The organism is Vreelandella hamiltonii (assembly GCF_014651795.1).
Lineage (GTDB): Bacteria > Pseudomonadota > Gammaproteobacteria > Pseudomonadales > Halomonadaceae > Vreelandella > Vreelandella hamiltonii.
On record NZ_BMXO01000002.1, the window covers coordinates 99,598 to 115,976 of the forward strand.

At 63.8% G+C, this 16,379-nt stretch carries 12 protein-coding genes and 2 tRNA genes; 11 read left to right on the forward strand and 3 right to left on the reverse strand.

All coding sequences use genetic code 11. The features are described 5' to 3' along the window. Nucleotides 1–35 precede the first annotated feature (35 nt). Nucleotides 36–857 carry an acyl-CoA thioesterase gene (locus IE061_RS03845; protein WP_016916141.1) on the reverse strand — a complete coding sequence of 274 codons (822 nt, stop codon included), beginning with the start codon at nt 855–857 and terminating at the stop codon, nt 36–38. A gap of 109 nt (nt 858–966) precedes the next feature. Here IE061_RS03845 and tadA point away from each other — a divergent pair, with 109 nt between their 5' ends. Next, a complete protein-coding gene (tadA, locus tag IE061_RS03850; RefSeq protein WP_230478377.1) occupies nt 967–1,419 on the forward strand; it encodes a tRNA adenosine(34) deaminase TadA in 453 nt (150 codons plus the stop codon). Nucleotides 1,420–1,433: 14 nt separating this feature from the next. Here tadA and mltF read toward each other — a convergent pair whose 3' ends face one another. Next, a complete protein-coding gene (gene mltF / locus IE061_RS03855) occupies nt 1,434–2,900 on the reverse strand; it encodes a membrane-bound lytic murein transglycosylase MltF (RefSeq protein WP_039181633.1) in 1,467 nt (488 codons plus the stop codon). Nucleotides 2,901–3,075: 175 nt separating this feature from the next. Here mltF and purL point away from each other — a divergent pair, with 175 nt between their 5' ends. From purL to nadA, 8 genes are all read left to right on the forward strand, one after another. Further along, nucleotides 3,076–7,002 carry a phosphoribosylformylglycinamidine synthase gene (gene purL, locus IE061_RS03860; protein ID WP_039181630.1) on the forward strand — a complete coding sequence of 1,309 codons (3,927 nt, stop codon included), beginning with the start codon at nt 3,076–3,078 and terminating at the stop codon, nt 7,000–7,002. 30 nt (nt 7,003–7,032) lie between these two features. Then, nucleotides 7,033–8,850 carry a DEAD/DEAH box helicase gene (locus IE061_RS03865; protein WP_189462510.1) on the forward strand — a complete coding sequence of 606 codons (1,818 nt, stop codon included), beginning with the start codon at nt 7,033–7,035 and terminating at the stop codon, nt 8,848–8,850. Between the two features lie 48 nt (nt 8,851–8,898). Then, nucleotides 8,899–9,843 carry a segregation and condensation protein A gene (locus IE061_RS03870; RefSeq protein ID WP_189462511.1) on the forward strand — a complete coding sequence of 315 codons (945 nt, stop codon included), beginning with the start codon at nt 8,899–8,901 and terminating at the stop codon, nt 9,841–9,843. After that, nucleotides 9,840–10,628, forward strand: a complete 789-nt coding sequence (gene scpB, locus IE061_RS03875) for an SMC-Scp complex subunit ScpB (RefSeq protein WP_096921466.1) — start codon at nt 9,840–9,842, stop codon at nt 10,626–10,628. The genes IE061_RS03870 and scpB overlap by 4 nt, the downstream gene beginning before the upstream one ends. Further along, nucleotides 10,615–11,484, forward strand: coding sequence for a 23S rRNA pseudouridine(2605) synthase RluB (rluB, locus tag IE061_RS03880; protein ID WP_016916149.1), 870 nt, complete (start codon nt 10,615–10,617; stop codon nt 11,482–11,484). The genes scpB and rluB overlap by 14 nt, the downstream gene beginning before the upstream one ends. A gap of 115 nt (nt 11,485–11,599) precedes the next feature. Beyond that, nucleotides 11,600–11,675: transfer RNA gene (locus IE061_RS03885), tRNA-Lys, on the forward strand. Between the two features lie 85 nt (nt 11,676–11,760). Next, nucleotides 11,761–11,836 (forward strand) — tRNA-Lys (locus IE061_RS03890). A gap of 337 nt (nt 11,837–12,173) precedes the next feature. Further along, the gene (gene nadA / locus IE061_RS03895) at nt 12,174–13,202 is read left to right on the forward strand and encodes a quinolinate synthase NadA (RefSeq protein WP_016916150.1); all 1,029 of its coding nucleotides are present in this window, start codon (nt 12,174–12,176) and stop codon (nt 13,200–13,202) included. 87 nt (nt 13,203–13,289) lie between these two features. Here nadA and IE061_RS03900 read toward each other — a convergent pair whose 3' ends face one another. Next, the gene (locus IE061_RS03900; protein WP_193461025.1) at nt 13,290–14,750 is read right to left on the reverse strand and encodes a M48 family metalloprotease; all 1,461 of its coding nucleotides are present in this window, start codon (nt 14,748–14,750) and stop codon (nt 13,290–13,292) included. 203 nt (nt 14,751–14,953) lie between these two features. Here IE061_RS03900 and IE061_RS03905 point away from each other — a divergent pair, with 203 nt between their 5' ends. Continuing rightward, nucleotides 14,954–15,232, forward strand: a complete 279-nt coding sequence (locus IE061_RS03905; protein ID WP_039181616.1) for a sulfurtransferase TusA family protein — start codon at nt 14,954–14,956, stop codon at nt 15,230–15,232. Further along, a complete protein-coding gene (locus IE061_RS03910; protein ID WP_039181613.1) occupies nt 15,229–16,329 on the forward strand; it encodes an AI-2E family transporter in 1,101 nt (366 codons plus the stop codon). Before IE061_RS03905 ends, IE061_RS03910 begins: the two co-directional genes overlap by 4 nt. The last annotated feature ends 50 nt before the right edge of the window (nt 16,330–16,379 follow it).

Here is a 16,379-nt window from a genome sequence, read left to right on the forward strand (position 1 = left end):
GTTGTCGTGTGTGGTGTTCGTATGGGTGTTGGGCGTCAGGTGAGCGGGTAGCGTACCAGCCCCTCTTGTGCCGTCGAGGCAATCAGCTGCCCATCGCGGCGATAGATATGGCCTCGCGCCAGCCCTCTGGCACTGCCGCTCCAGGGGGAGTCGATGGCGTACAGCAGCCACTCGTCCAGCCGCGTATCTTCGTGCAGCCACAGCGCGTGGTCGAGGCTGGCGATGCGCAGCTTCGGGTCCGTGTACTTGATGCCGTGAGGGATCAGCCCGGTGGTCAGCAGGTTGAAGTCCGACGCGTAGGAGAGCAGGTGGCGATGCAGCGCGGGGTCGTCGGGCAGCGGGCCGCCCGCGAACCGGAACCATAGGCACTGCCCGGCAGGCGAGGCGCTGTCCGGATTGTTCTTCAGGTGCAGGAACTCGATGGGATGGCCCGGAAAGCGGGCGTGCTTGGCGTCACCGCTCTCCAGCAGCGCTTCTGGCGTGGGCACGTCAGGCATGGCGCGCTGATGGCTGATGCTCTCTTCCGGGCTTTGAAACGAGGCGCTGCAGAAGAAGATGGGCCGCCCCTTTTGAATGGCGGTGACTCGGCGGGTGGTAAAACTGCCGCCGTCGCGAATGGTATCGACCTGGTAAACCACCGGGCGATGGGGGTCACCGGGGCGCAGAAAGTAGCCGTGCTGGGAGTGAGGGCGACGCTCCTCGGGGACGGTGCGGGCGGCGGCGGCCAGCGCCTGGCCAAGTACCTGCCCACCGTACAGCTGGGGAAACCCAAGGTCCTGGCTTTGGCCGCGAAACAGCGTCTCTTCCAGGGGTTCCAGCTCCAGCAAGCTAACCAGTGACTTCAGCGCATCGTTCATTCTCGGTATCCTTGGTGCTGTCTGCTTGATCACTGAGGAGGCCGCCCTCAGCGTTTGGCGATCACGCCATTGAAACGATCGTTTTGCTACCTTAACGGAGTTTGTCTTGATACGCAGCGATGAATTTTACATGCACCGCGCGCTGGACCAAGCGCACCTGGCGATGGCCGCCGGAGAGGTGCCGGTGGGGGCCGTGGTGGTGGACGCCGGGGGGGAGATCGTCGGGGTGGGCCACAATGCGCCGCTGTCCAGCTGCGACCCCAGTGGCCATGCGGAAGTGCGTGCGCTGCGCGATGCCGGGCAGCGGCTGGGCAACTACCGTCTGGAGGGCTGTACGCTCTACGTGACCCTGGAGCCCTGCATGATGTGCACCGGCACCATGGTGCATGCCCGCATTCAGCGGCTGGTGTACGCTGCCGCCGAGCCACGGGCGGGAATGGTGGAGTCAAAGGCCAATCTGCTCGCCCAGCCTTGGTTCAATCACCATGTCGACGTCACCGGCGGGGTGCTGGCGGCGCAAGCCAGCAAGCTGCTCAAGCAGTTCTTTGCCGACAAGCGCTAGCGCCGTCCCCGGTATCACGGGGTGAGCGGCGGCACGATCTCGAACAGCAGCAGCGGCTCTTCACTGGCCGGTGTCTGCTCCAGTTGGAAAAACTGCTGTCGACTGCGCTCCACGTATTCGATCATTTCGTAGTAGCGGCGAATGTTGCGCACGTAGATCACTGGCTCCCCGCCACGGGCGTACCCGTGGCGCGTCTGGCTATGCCACTCGCGCTGCTGCAGCAGTGGCAGCGCGGCACGCACGTCCTGCCACAGGTTGGGGTCGCCGCCGCGTCGTTCGGCAATGTTGCGGGCATCATAAAGGTGGCCAAGCCCCACGTTGTAAGCCGCCATGGCCATATAGAGGCGGTCTTCGCCGGTGATGCTGTCCGGTAAGCGGTCCTTGATGCTGCGCAGATAGCGGGCTCCGCCGTCGATGCTCTGGGCGGCATCGGTGCGGTCCGAAACGCCCATCTCGCTGGCCGTAGGGTTGGTCAGCATCATTAGGCCCCGCACCCCCGTGGGGGAGACGGCGTTAGGGTCCCAGTGGGACTCCTGGTAGCCCACGGCGGCCAGCAGTTTCCAGTCGAACCCCGTGTCTCGGGCGGCCTGCTTGAAGAGCTCGGTGTAGCGGGGCAGGCGTTCATCCAGGTGGTCCAGAAATGTGCGCGTGCCCACGTACTCCAGGTAATCGTCATGGCCAAAATAGCGGCTGATCAGACGGTCCAGGGTGCCGTTTTCATGCAGCTCCTGCAGGAACTGGTTGGCCGCGTCGAGTAGACCCAGCCCTCGGCCGCTGGGCAGCGCCCAGACCAGCGAGAGGGGCTCGCCCAGATAGAAACCGCGTTCGACATTGGGAAAGAACAGCCGGTTCAGGCGGAACTGGTGGTCGAAGATGATGGCCGCATCCAGGGTGCCGTTCTCGACTCGGGCCATCAGCTCGGCCACTTCCAGTTCGTTGGACTCCTTCCAGCTCAGGCTGGGATAGTCGCTTTGCAGGGCTTTCAGAGCATCGCTGGTGCCCGCTTCGCTCAGCGTGCCGATGGACAAGCCGACGAGGTCTTCGGGTGCGTTGATGCCATACAGGCCGCGCCGATAGACCACCAGTGGCTGCATCTCGATGATCGGGCGCGTGTAGTGAATGCCGGGGGTGTCGGCCATCAGCGGCAGCGCGGCTGCCCCCAGGTCACCCTGTTCGCGCACGGCAGGCAAGACGCCGTCCGGATGGTGGCTGGCATTCAGATTGAGGCTGACCCCGAGGGAGTCCGCAAAGCGGTGCATCAGTTCGTATTCGAACCCGGTTGGCCCCTGGCGGCCTTCGTAGTAGGTGGTGGGAGTATTGCGGGTATGTACGGTGATGAAGTCTTTGGCCAGCACGCGGGTGAGGTGTTCGCCGTCGGGAAAGGTCGATGGGCGCGGGATCAAAACCAGCAACAAAGTCGCGATCATCGCGAAATATGCCCGATAAAAGGCGCTAAAATGTCGGCAAATCAATGTCGGCATGGTGTCTTGTCGGCGTGGAACGAGCTGCCACGATACCCAGCCTTTATCGCCGTGTCACCTTGTTGATTTCGTGTGGCCGCCGCTTTCCAGTATCATAGTGCGCAGTCCGTGTGTCGGTCGCTTAGCGGCCCGGTGATTTCCTGCTCGACTCTTCCTGCTTTAGAGGCTCCCAGATATGCTCGAACTTCGAGGCGCGCCCGCCCTTTCTGCCTTCCGTCATGAACGGCTGCTAACGGTGTTGCGTGAATGTGTTCCAGAGGTGGAAGCGCTGTCCGCCCACTACGTCCACTTCATTGACCACCACGAAGAGCTCGATACCGCCTCCCAGGAACGGCTGGCCAAGCTGCTCGATTACGGCAGCCAAGCCGCCCAGGAACCCCTCGAACAAGCCCTGCGTTTTCTGGTGGTGCCGCGCCTGGGCACCCAGTCGCCCTGGTCTTCCAAAGCCACGGACATCGCCCATAACTGCGGGCTGAGCCAGATCCATCGCATCGAGCGCGGCGTCGACTACCGTGTTGCATTGCGTGGCACGGCCACGGCAGAGCAGTGGGACGCCATCGGTGCACTGCTCCACGACCGCATGACCGAAAACGTGCTGGCCGACACGGCGGCGGCCAGCCAGCTGTTTGCCCACCACTCACCGGCACCGCTGGGCAGCGTGGATATTCTGGAGGGCGGGCGTGCCGCGCTGGAAGTCGCCAATCGGGAGCTGGGCCTGGCGCTGGCAGACGACGAGATCGACTATCTGGTGGCGGCCTTCGTCGAGCTGGGGCGCAACCCCAGCGACGTGGAGCTGATGATGTTTGCCCAGGCGAACTCGGAGCACTGCCGCCACAAGATCTTCAACGCGGACTGGATCATCGACGGCGAGGCCCAGAGCCATTCGCTGTTCAAGATGATCAAGAACACCTTTGCCACCTCACCGGACAACGTGCTGTCGGCCTACAGTGACAACGCGGCGGTGATCAAGGGCAGTCACGGCGGTCGTTTCTTCCCCACGCCGCTGACCGGCGCAGAGGGTGAGCGCGCTCACTACGATGCTCATCAGGAGCCCATCCATATCCTGATGAAGGTGGAAACCCACAACCACCCCACGGCGATTGCGCCTTTCCCGGGGGCGGCCACCGGCTCCGGCGGCGAGATCCGAGACGAAGGCGCCACCGGTATCGGCGGCAAGCCGAAGGCGGGCCTGGCGGGTTTCACCGTTTCAAACCTGCGTATCCCCGAGTTCGTGCAGCCCTGGGAGGCCTTCGATTACGGCAAACCCGAGCGCATGCAGTCGGCGCTCAACATCATGCTGGAAGGCCCGATTGGTGGCGCGGCTTTCAATAACGAGTTCGGCCGCCCCAACCTGACCGGCTACTTCCGCACCTACGAGCAGGATGCCCTCAGTGCCAATGGCATCGAGCGTCGCGGTTACCACAAGCCGATCATGATTGCCGGTGGGTACGGCAACATTCGTGCCCAGCACGTCCAGAAGGGCGAGATTCCGGTGGGCGGCAAGCTGATCGTGATGGGCGGCCCGGCGATGCTGATCGGTCTGGGCGGCGGTGCGGCGTCCAGCATGGCGTCGGGGGAGTCGAGCGCCGATCTGGATTTCGCCTCGGTGCAGCGGGAAAACCCAGAAATCGAGCGCCGTGCCCAGGAAGTGATCGACCGCTGCTGGGCAATGGGTGAGAAAAACCCCATTCGCTTCATCCACGACGTGGGTGCCGGTGGTCTCTCCAATGCGCTGCCGGAGCTGGTCAAGGACGGTAACCGTGGCGGGCTGTTCGACCTGCGCGCCGTGCCCAACGCCGAGCCGGGCATGAGCCCGCTGGAAATCTGGTGCAACGAAGCCCAGGAACGTTACGTGCTGGCCGTGGCCCCGGAAGACCTCGACACCTTCGATGCGCTGTGCAAACGCGAGCGCTGCCCCTATGCGGTGGTGGGCGAAGCTCAGGCAGAGCACCATCTGGAAGTGCGCGATGGCCACTTCGAAACCAAACCCGTCGATTTGCCCATGAGCGTGCTGTTCGGCAAGCCGCCGAAGATGACCCGCTCGTTCGAGCGCCAGACGCCCGAGCTTTCCGGCGTGATGCTCGACAACCTGGACCTGCGCGAAGCCATGGACCGGGTGCTGCGTCTGCCCACGGTGGCCTCGAAAAGCTTTTTGATCACCATCGGCGACCGTTCGATCACAGGCCAGGTGGCTCGTGATCAGATGGTCGGCCCCTGGCAGGTGCCGGTCGCCGACGTGGCAGTGACCACCGCCAGCTTCGATACCCATGCCGGTGAAGCCATGGCCATGGGCGAGCGCCCGCCGGTGGCGCTGATCGACCCGGCCGCCAGCGCCCGTTTGGCGGTGGCAGAGGCGATTACCAACCTGGCCGCCGCGCCGATCGCCAAGCTCTCGGACATCAAGCTCTCCGCCAACTGGATGAGCGCCGCCGACCACCCCGGCGAAAACCAGGCGCTGTACGACGCCGTGCATGCGGTCGGTATGGAGCTGTGTCCGGCGCTGGGGATTGCCGTGCCGGTGGGCAAGGACTCCATGTCGATGCGTACCGCCTGGCAGGAGGGCGATGATGCCGAAGAGAAGAGCATCACCTCGCCGCTGTCGCTGGTGGTCACTGGCTTTGCGCCGGTCACCGATGCGCTGGCCACGCTGACCCCGCAGATCAACCTCGAGCAGGATGAGTCGGACCTGATCCTGATCGACCTGGGCAACGGCCAGAACCGGCTGGGCGGCTCGGCGCTGGCCCAGGTGTATGGCCAGGTGGGCGACGAATGCCCCGACGTGGACGACCCGGAAGACCTGAAAGCGTTCTTCGAGGTCATTCAGGGCCTGAACCGGGATGGCAAGCTGCTGGCCTACCACGACCGTAGCGACGGCGGCCTGCTGGTGACGCTGCTGGAGATGGCCTTTGCGGGTCATGCCGGTCTCGAAATCAAGCTCGACTGGCTGATCGACGAGCCGGTGGAAGCCTTCAATGCGCTGTTTGCAGAAGAGCTGGGGGCGGTGATCCAGGTCAATCGCCAGCACACCGAAGAAGTGCTGACCCAGTTCGCCATGGCCGGTATCGAAACCTGCGGGGTGATTGCCCGCCCGCGCTACGACGATCAGGTACGCGTGACGCTGTTCGAAGAGCCGCTGCTGGAAACCACCCGTCAGCTGACCCAGCGCACCTGGGCCGAGACCAGCTACCGGTTGCAGGCGCTGCGCGATAACCCCGAATGCGCCAAGAACGAATTCGACAACCTGCTCGACGTGCGTGACCCCGGTCTCAGCGCGGCGCCGACCTTCGATGTCAATGACGACATCAGTGCGCCTTACGTCAACACTGCCAAGCCAGCGGTGGCCGTCCTGCGTGAGCAGGGGGTCAATGGCCAGGTGGAAATGGCCTGGGCCTTCCACAAGGCCGGGTTCGATGCGGTGGATGTGCACATGAGCGACATCCTGGAAGGTCGTGTCTCGCTGGATACCTTCCAGGGCCTGGTGGCTTGTGGGGGCTTCTCCTATGGCGACGTGCTGGGGGCAGGCGGCGGCTGGGCCAAGTCGGTGCTGTTCAACGAACGCGCCCGCGAGCAGTTTGCGGCGTTCTTCACCCGGGACGACAGCTTCTCGCTGGGCGTGTGCAATGGCTGCCAGATGCTGTCTCAGCTCAAGACGCTGATTCCGGGCGCCGAAAACTGGCCCAGCTTCGTGCGCAACGAATCCGAGCAGTTCGAAGCCCGCGTGGCCATGGTGCGGGTAGAGAAAAGCCCCTCGATTCTGCTGGCCGGCATGGAAGGCTCGACGCTGCCCATCGCCGTGGCCCACGGCGAAGGGCGTGCCGAGTTCCGCGATACGGCGCACCTGCGCAGCATGCAGTCGAGCAGCCAAATTGCCCTGCGCTACATCGACAATTACGGTCAGGTCACCACTCGCTATCCGGCCAACCCCAATGGTTCCCCGTCGGGGATCACGGGGCTGACCACGCCGGATGGCCGTGTGACCATCATGATGCCTCACCCGGAGCGGGTGACGCGGGCAGTGACCAACTCCTGGCGTCCGGCAGAGTGGACCGAGGACGGCGCCTGGCTGCGGCTGTTCCGCAATGCGCGGGTATGGCTGGGTTGATGGGCAGGCGCAGCATGACGCTGGTGTGCCATGACATACCCTGAAAAGGCGGCCTCCGGGCCGCCTTTCTCGCCTGATGCGCCGCCGCAGCTGCGCGCCTACCAGCAGGAAGCGGTCAAGCGGGTAGTTCACCACTTTCGCGCCACCAGCGACCCGGCGGTGGTCGTGCTGCCCACGGGCAGCGGCAAGTCGCTGGTGATTGCCGAGCTGGCGAGGCTGGCCCGTGGGCGGGTGCTGGTACTGGCCCACGTTCGCGAGCTGGTGGAGCAGAACCACGCCAAGTACCAGGCCTATGGCCTGGTAGCGGATATCTTCAGCGCCGGGTTGAAGCGCAAGGAGGCCAGTCGGCAGGTGGTGTTTGGCTCGGTGCAGTCGGTGGTGCGCAACCTGGCGCAGTTCAACGACGCCAGCTTCACGCTGCTGGTGATCGACGAGTGCCATCGGGTGTCGTTGGAGGAGGATTCCAGCTACCGCCAGGTGATCGACCATCTGCAGCGCCAAAACCCGCAGCTGAAGATTCTCGGCCTCACCGCCACGCCCTTTCGGCTGGGTCAGGGGTTTATCTACCACCGCCACTACCACGGCATGGTGCGCGGGGGAGAAGAGAGTTTCTTCACCGACTGCGTGTTCGAACAGCCGCTGCGCCTGATGGTCAAGCAGGGTTTTCTGGCCGCTCCTCGGCGGCTGGACATGGCCATTGAGGGGTACGACTTCTCGGCGCTTGCTCCCTCTTCCAGCGGGCTGTTTCGGGAAGAAGAGCTTAATCGGGTGGTGGCCGGAAGCCGTGCCACGCCGGGCATCATTGCCCAAGTGGTCGAGCAGTCGGCCGACTGCCAGGGCGTGATGATTTTTGCCGCGACGGTCGCCCACGCCGAAGAGATCATGGGGTATCTGCCTGCCGACCAATCCGCGCTGATCACCGGTGCGACGGTCTCCGCCGAGCGCACCGCGCTGATCGATGCGTTCAAGGCGCGCAAGCTCAAGTATCTGGTCAACGTGGCGGTATTGACCACCGGGTTCGATGCCCCGCATGTGGATCTGATCGCGATCCTGCGCCCAACCGAGTCGGTGAGCCTCTATCAGCAGATCGTGGGGCGCGGACTGCGCCTCTCGCCAGGCAAGGAGGCGTGCCTGATACTGGATTATGCGGGCAACCCCTGGGACCTCTATGCCCCTGAGGTAGGCGAGCCGCGTCCCGACAGCGATAGCGAGCCGGTGCAGGTCGAGTGCCCCGAGTGTGGGCACGCCAACCTGTTCTGGGGCAAGCGCGACGGCGAGCTGGTGATCGAGCATTTTGGCCGCCGCTGCCAGGGGCTGGTGGAGGACGACGCCGGACGCCGTAGCCAGTGCACCTTTCGCTTTCGCTTCAAGGTCTGTGATGCGTGCGGGGCAGAGAACGATATCGCTGCCCGCCGCTGCCATGGCTGCGAGAAGCTGCTGGTGGATGCCGATGACAAGCTCAAGGAGGCGCTGCGGCTCAAGGACGCCAAAGTGCTGCGGGTGAGCGGCATGCAGCTGGAGGCGACCACCAACGGGCGCGGCCTGCCGCGTCTCAAAGTGACCTACCATGACGAAGACGGTGCGAGCCTGAGTGAATGGTTTGCCCTGGAGACCGCCGCCCAGCGCCGCGCCTTTTATGCGGTCTTCTTGCGCGCCCATCTGCGCGCGCCGGGCGTGCCGTGGCAGCCAGCAACGCCAGACGACGTGGTGACTGCCCAGTCCCGCCTGCGCCATCCCGACTTTGTGGTGGGCAGAAAGGTAGGCCGCCACTTTCAAATCCGCGACAAGCTGTTCGACTATCAGGGCCGCTATCGTAAAGCCGCCGAGGCGGCCGAGATGCCGCGTTGATGGAGCGCTGTTACACTGCCGTTTTCAACTGACAAGGACTCGACCCGCGTGAGCGAGACGCCCAGCGCCGTGCCGGATCAAGACGCGATGCCCTCTACGGTGGAGCCCACCGTAGAGGCCCTTGGGCGCCTGTTCGATGAGCCCATTACGCAGCTGCCGGAAGATCTCTATATTCCCCCCGAGGCGCTACGGGTCTTCCTGGAAGCGTTCGAGGGGCCGCTGGATCTGCTGCTGTATCTGATTCGTCGGCAGAATCTCGACATTCTGAGTATCAACGTGGCGGTGATCACCCATCAGTACATCGAGTACGTGGAGATGATGAAGGCCATGGAGATCGAGCTGGCCGGTGAGTACCTGTTGATGGCGGCCATGCTGGCCGAGATAAAATCACGCACGCTGCTGCCGCGCCCCCCCAAGGCGGAAGGCGAGGAAGAAGAGGACCCCCGGGCGGAGCTGATACGCCGCCTGCAGGAGTACGAGCGTCTCAAGGAGGCCGCTGAAGCGCTGGATGCCCTGCCCAGGGTGGGCCGGGACTGGTTCAGCGTGCAGGCGGGCCTGCCACCGCTGGAAACCCGCGTGATTCACCCCGATGTCGAGCTGGACGAACTGCTGGGCGCGCTGTCGGACATTCTCAAGCGGGCCGAGCTGGCTCAGGCCCACCAGATCAGCCGAGAGGTGCTCTCGACCCGGGAGCGCATGCTGAAGATCATGGAGCGCTTGCACGAAGATGGCACCCATGGGCGCTATACCCCCTTCGAAGCGCTGTTCTCCCTGGAGGAGGGGCGGGCGGGGGTCGTCGTGACGTTCATGGCCATTCTGGAGCTGGCCAAGGAGTCGATGATCGAAATCGTCCAGAACGCGCCGCTGTCGCCGATCCATGTGCGTGCTCGGCAGGCGGCGCTGGCCGATGAAGACGAGGACCCCTTTGCGCGGGAAAGTGATGACCCTGCGGACGAAGAGTCTGCCTTCGAACCTGACGAGGAGTCACGGTGAGAGACACCACGTTGGACGATATTGTCGAAGCCGCGCTGCTGGCGGCCGGAGAACCGCTGCCCGTGGAGCGGCTGGAGACGCTGTTTCTGGAGGATGAGTGCCCGTCTCGCAAGGCGCTGCGCGACGCCCTCGCGCGGTTGGCCCGGCGCCACGAGGACGGGGCGCTGGAGCTGGTCGAAACGGCCTCGGGCTTTCAGCTGCGCATTCGCCCGCGGCTGTCGCACTGGGTGTCGCGTTTGTGGGATGAGCGCCCCCAGCGCTACTCCCGTGCCCTGCTGGAAACCCTGGCGCTGATTGCCTATCGCCAGCCGGTGACCCGGGGCGATATCGAGGAAGTGCGGGGCGTCAGCGTCAGCAGCTCGATCATTCGCACGCTGATGGAGCGGGGCTGGGTACGCATCGTCGGGCACCGCGACGTGCCGGGGCGTCCCGCCGTGTATGCCACGACGCGCAGCTTTCTGGACGACTTCGGGCTCAAGACGCTGGATGCCTTGCCGCCTATGCACACGCTGGTGGCCGCCGACGAAGAAGCATTGGCTGAGGAACCGCCCGCTGCGACGCATGTCGCACTGGACGAAGCCGTCGAAACCGTGCAGGATGCGCCACCCCAGCAAGATCAGAACACGTCGGCAGCGAGTGCCGACCCCCACGCCGAGACGGCGTTAACCCAGCCGCTGAGCTTTGCCGATCTGGAGGCACGGCTTGCGGCACGTGCCCAGCGTCGAGATGAGGACGCGGGCACGCAGACCAACGATGTGAGGTCAGACGACCATGAGTCAGAGTAACAACACCACGCCGCCCACCAGCGAAAAGCTGCAGAAAGTGCTGGCCCGTGCGGGCCTTGGCTCCCGCCGTGAAATGGAAACCGCGATTGCCGATGGCCGGGTGAAGGTGAACAGTCAGGTGGCCAAGCTGGGTGACCGCGTGGAAGCCCGCGACAAGGTCAGCTTCGATGACCGCCCGGTCACGCTGCGCCCGGAAGAAGAAGTGCCGCGTCGGGTCATCATGTACAACAAGCCGGAAGGCGAGCTGTGTACCCGCAAGGACCCGGAAGGCCGTCGCACGGTCTTCGAGCGTCTGCCGCGCCTGAAAGGCGAGCGCTGGATTGCCATCGGGCGGCTGGATATCAATACCAGCGGCCTGCTGCTGTTCACCACCGACGGTGAACTGGCCAACCGCTTGATGCACCCCTCCACCCAGGTGGAGCGTGAGTACGCGGTGCGGGTCATGGGCGACGTCAAGCGAGAGCATATCGTCGCCATGGTGGATGGCGTCATGCTGGAAGACGGCCCCGCTCGTTTCACCGACGTGCAGGAGTTTGGTGGCGAAGGCATCAACACCTGGTTCCACGTGGTGATTCTGGAAGGCCGCAACCGCGAAGTGCGCCGCTTGTGGGAGTCCCAGGGGCTCACCGTCAGCCGCCTGAAGCGCGTGCGCTACGGTAATATCTTCCTCGACAAGCGTGCCAAGGCGGGCGAGTGGGTAGAGCTTTCCCAGGATGAAGTCGACGATCTGGCGACCCTGGCCCACCTGGAAACCCGCAAGGTGCCCGAGCTGACGCCGGACGAGAAAAACCGCTGGAGTCGCGACAAGCACAAGCGTCGCCCGGTTCAGGCCATGCGCAAGCCCAAGCGTCGTTAAGCGATGCTCGCCGCGCGGTGTGGGGACACCGAGCACCGCGCGGTTTTTTTAGACGAAAGACAAAAAAGGCTTGCTATTGTCGGGTGTGATCCGTACTATATGCATCCGTTCGGACGGGTCGTTAGCTCAGTTGGTAGAGCAGTTGACTTTTAATCAATTGGTCGTAGGTTCGAATCCTACACGACCCACCATTCGAACAGCGGCGATGTTATCTGGTGATACACTACGGTAACGCCGTACAGAGCGGCGAAAGCCCTCAGAAAAGCAGCAGGATTTGGGTCGTTAGCTCAGTTGGTAGAGCAGTTGACTTTTAATCAATTGGTCGTAGGTTCGAATCCTACACGACCCACCAAATTCAACGCCCCTGGTAGCTTGCTGCCAGGGGCGTTCTGCTATGCGCGTTCTGCCCTGGCGATGGGCAGGGTGCATCGGCAAACCGTGCCGCACTGCAGCGTGCGGTTCTGCTTGCAGCAGGCAATACTTGTCCACCACAATGGACCTGTAACGATGTGTGGATTTGGCTGTCGATCATGCTCGGCAGCGCTGGCCCGCAATAGCAGGCCAGATCGGCAACCGGCGAGTGCGACAGACGCAGCGGCCAGTTGCCCCGAGGGCGGCGCATGCGGAGCGCATACGTCGCAACTGGTGTTTAACGGGGGGATTCCCTGTTCGTCACAGTGGTAGACACGATGACTATTCTGACTTCTCAAGTGGCGCTGGAGGCACCGCTTCCCAGCCCGTACTGCCCAACGCGCATCCCGGCGGAAGACGAAGCCCGCGTGGCTGAGATCAAACAGCTGCTCAAGGCCCACAACGCCGTTCTGGTGGCGCACTACTATACCGATGATGCCATTCAACAGCTGGCCGAAGAGACCGGTGGCTGTGTGGCAGACTCCCTCGAAATGGCCCGGTTTGGCGCTCGCCACGACGCCACTACTCTGGTGGTGGCCGGGGTACGCTTCATGGGCGAGACGGCCAAGATCCTCTCCCCGGAAAAGCGGGTGCTGATGCCCACCCTGGAGGCCACCTGCTCACTGGATATCGGCTGCCCCATCGACGAATTCAGCGCGTTCTGCGATGCCCACCCGGATCGCACGGTGGTGGTCTACGCCAACACTTCGGCGGCCGTCAAGGCGCGTGCCGACTGGGTCGTGACCTCCTCGATCGCCGTCGAGGTGATCGAGCACCTGCAGGCCAAGGGGGAAAAAATTCTCTGGGCTCCCGACAAGCATCTGGGGGGCTACATCCAGAAAAAAACCGGCGCCGACATGCTGATGTGGGATGGTGCCTGCATCGTCCATGAGGAGTTCAAGGCCAGGGGGATCGAGGACCTGAAACGCCTGTACCCCGAGGCGGCCGTGCTGGTGCACCCGGAGTCGCCGGAGGCGGTCGTCAAGCTCGCCGATGTGGCCGGTTCGACCTCGCAATTGATCAAGGCTGCGCAAACGCTGCCCAACGACAAGCTGATCGTGGCCACCGACCGCGGCATCTTCTTCAAGATGCAGCAGGCCGTGCCGGGCAAGACGCTGTTCGAAGCGCCGACCGCAGGCAATGGGGCCACCTGCCGTAGCTGTGCCCACTGCCCGTGGATGGCGATGAACGCGCTGGATAACCTGGCGGGCGCGCTGCGCGAAGGCAGCGGCGAAATTTTCGTCGATGCGGCCTTGCGTCAGCAGGCGCTCAAGCCGCTGGAGCGGATGCTGAACTTCAACGCATAGGCTCTGCCTGGCGTGAATGCACAAGGCCCGGCGCCCTTTGGCGCCGGGCCTTGTCGTATTTGGCTGAGCGGTGGCTGGGCAGCGCGGCTAAAACCTTTCCAGCGCCTCTCGGTACTCGATGAACGCCTCGCGGCGCTGCTCGATGCGCGCCAGCGCCTGCTGGTCGTTCTCCTGCTGGGCAGCGTCTCGGGCGATGCCCAGTTGGCGAATACCGCTATCCATTCTGCCGGTGAGCTGCAAATGCTCGGCGCGGGCCAGGTGCCCCCAGGCATTGTGGCCACTGCGGCCAGCCGCTTCCGCCAGCAGGTTGAACCCCTGAGGGTTGTCCGGGTGGCGCGCCGTGACCTCTCGCAACAGCGTGTAGGCTGCCTGGGGGGCGCGCTGCAGCTGCGCTTCTGCCAGGGTGAGCTGGGCGGGTAGGTAGTTGGGCATCAGTCGCAGCAGCCGCTGACTGCGCTGGATGGCATCGTCGTAGCGCTGGGCCTGCAGGGCTACCTGGGCGGCCGAGGCGGGCAGCATTGCGTAATCCGGCAGCTCGCTGGCCAGCCGATCCAGGGTCTGGAGCGCCTGGTCGGTCTGGCCGTTTTGCGCATCGATCAGGGCCGAGACGTAGCGCAGGGCGGGCTCCTCGGCGCCCTCTTGCGTGAGGCGAGAAGCTGCTTGTTGAGGGCTGTTACGATGAATGCTGAGCAGTGCTCGGGCGCGCATCATGTCGTACAGCGTGTCGCTGGTATAACGGTTGGCGACGCTGAGCTGTGCTGCCCGTGCCTGAGCATCGCTCAAGCGGCTGTCGGAGACCGGGTGGGTCAGCAGAAATTCCGGGGGCGTGCCGCCCTGCAGGCGCGCCATGCGCTGCATGGCGCCAAACATGCGCACCATGGCTTCGGGGTCGTAACCGGCGGCGGCCATGGCTTGCAGGCCCACACGGTCGGCTTCCTGCTCGAAGCGCCGCGAGTAGCTGAGCTGGTCCTGAATCAGTGCCGCCTGGGAGCCCATGGCGGTGGCGATACCGGCATCGCCACCGCCGCTGGCGGCAATCAGCATGCCCGCCAGCATGGCGGCCATGGCGGGCAGTTGCGTCTGTTCTGCCCGGGCGCTGCCGCGCGCAAAGTGGCGCTGGGAGAGGTGCCCCAGCTCGTGGGCGATGACGGAAATGAAGGCGCCTTCATCCTCGGCAAAGGCAAATAGCCCCGAGTTGATGCCTACCACGCCACCGGGCACGGCAAAGGCGTTGAGCGAGCGGTTATCGACCATTACCGTGGTCGTCTGCAGACTGCCCAGCTGGCTATGGGGTGCCAGCCTGGCCACCAGGCTTTCCAGGTAGTCGTTGACGATCGGGTCCTGCCACTGGGGTGCATGGGCCCTGAACTGGCGCAGCCAGGCACGGCCCAGGCGATACTCCTCGTTGCTCACCGAGGTAGAGGCCCCCCCCAAAGTGGGCAGCTGGTAGCTGTCGGTGCTATGCGCTGGCGCGCTGAGGCCAGCAGTGCCCAGCAGCAGGGCCAGTACGCAGGCCAGGCGTGGCGTAGCAGTCTTAAGGTGCGCCATGGCATCCCTCGTGGTGGTTGGTTGCTGCAGTTGTTGCAAATGCGTCGCTGCAAACACAGCGTGTGACATTGATTCGGGCAAGGAAGTGCCGTTAAATCGAGTCAGGTTGGTCATCGTCCGAACAGTGTATGCAACAATACGGCGGTTATGTAGCGATGAACTGTTTTCGTCATGTGTGATAGCGCTTTCACAAGGGAGAGGGTATGTCTGAGCAAATAGCATCCGCGCTGGCCGAGGGGGTGCAGCCCGATGCGGTACTGGACGCTACCGGGCTGCACTGCCCGTTGCCGCTGTTGAAAGCCAAGCAGGCGCTGGCTGGCTTGTCTGCCGGGCAGCTGCTGGAGATTCGTGCCACCGATGCGGGCTCCTGGCGCGACGTTGCTTCCTTCGCCGAGCTGAGTGACCATCGATTGGAAGCCAGAGCCCAGCAGGGCGAGATCTACGTGTTCTGGCTACGCAAAGCCGGGGTGGCTTGCTCATGACCATGCGCGCCATTCTCAGGAGCTGGATCGAACGCTATTTTTCCGATGAAGAAGCACTGGTTCTGCTGGTGGTGCTGATCGCAGGATTGGCGGCCATCATCATGTTTGGCCGCATGCTGGCGCCGTTCTTCACCTCATTGGTGCTGGCGTTTTTGCTGCAGGGGCTGGTCAACGGGCTGACTCGGCGAGGTGTGCCTCACCTGTTGGCGGTCATCATCGTGTTCGTGGCCTTCGTCAGCGTGTTGCTGACCATGGCGTTCATCCTGATGCCGTTGATATGGAACCAGCTGGTGGGGCTGGTGCAGGAGACGCCACGCATGTTTGCCACGGCGCAGATATGGCTGGATGAGCTGCAGGCGCGCTTCCCCAACCTGATCACGCCTGATCAGATGCAGAGCTGGATCGGGGTGGCCGGACGCGAGATCAGCCAGGTAGGGCAGCGCGCCTTGACGCTGTCGCTGTCGTCGCTGGGTAACGTGATGTCGCTGATCATTTATCTGGTGCTGGTGCCCATTCTGGTGTTTTTCATGCTCAAGGATCGCGAGGCGCTGGTGGGGTTTGCGCTCTCGCTGCTGCCGCAAAAGCGCTCGCTGTTGACGCGTATCTGGCAGGAGATGGATCGCCAGATCGCCAACTACATCCGTGGCAAGGCCATCGAAATCGTCATTGTCGGTACGGTCTCGTACCTGACCTTTGCCTTGTTTGGGCTGCCTTATACGGCGCTGTTGGCCGTGCTGGTGGGCTTTTCCGTGCTGGTGCCTTACATCGGTGCTGCGGTGGCCACCATTCCCGTGGCGGCGGTGGCGGTCTTCCACTTCGGCGTGAGCGAGCAGTTTGCCTACGTGCTGCTGGCCTACGGCATCATCCAGGCCCTGGATGGCAACGTGCTGGCGCCGGTGCTGTTTTCCGAGACCAACAACATCCACCCGGTCTCGATCATCGTGGCCGTGCTGTTCTTTGGCGGCATCTGGGGGTTTTGGGGGGTCTTTTTCGCCATTCCGTTGGCGACTCTGCTCAAGGCGCTGGTCTTTGCCTGGCCCAGAGGGCTGGAGGAGCATCAGGAGCTGCGTGAGCAGATAGAGCTGAAGGCCGATTGACGAGGGCTTGCCAAGTGGCACCGGATGCTGTCCCGGTGCCATGGCTCAAC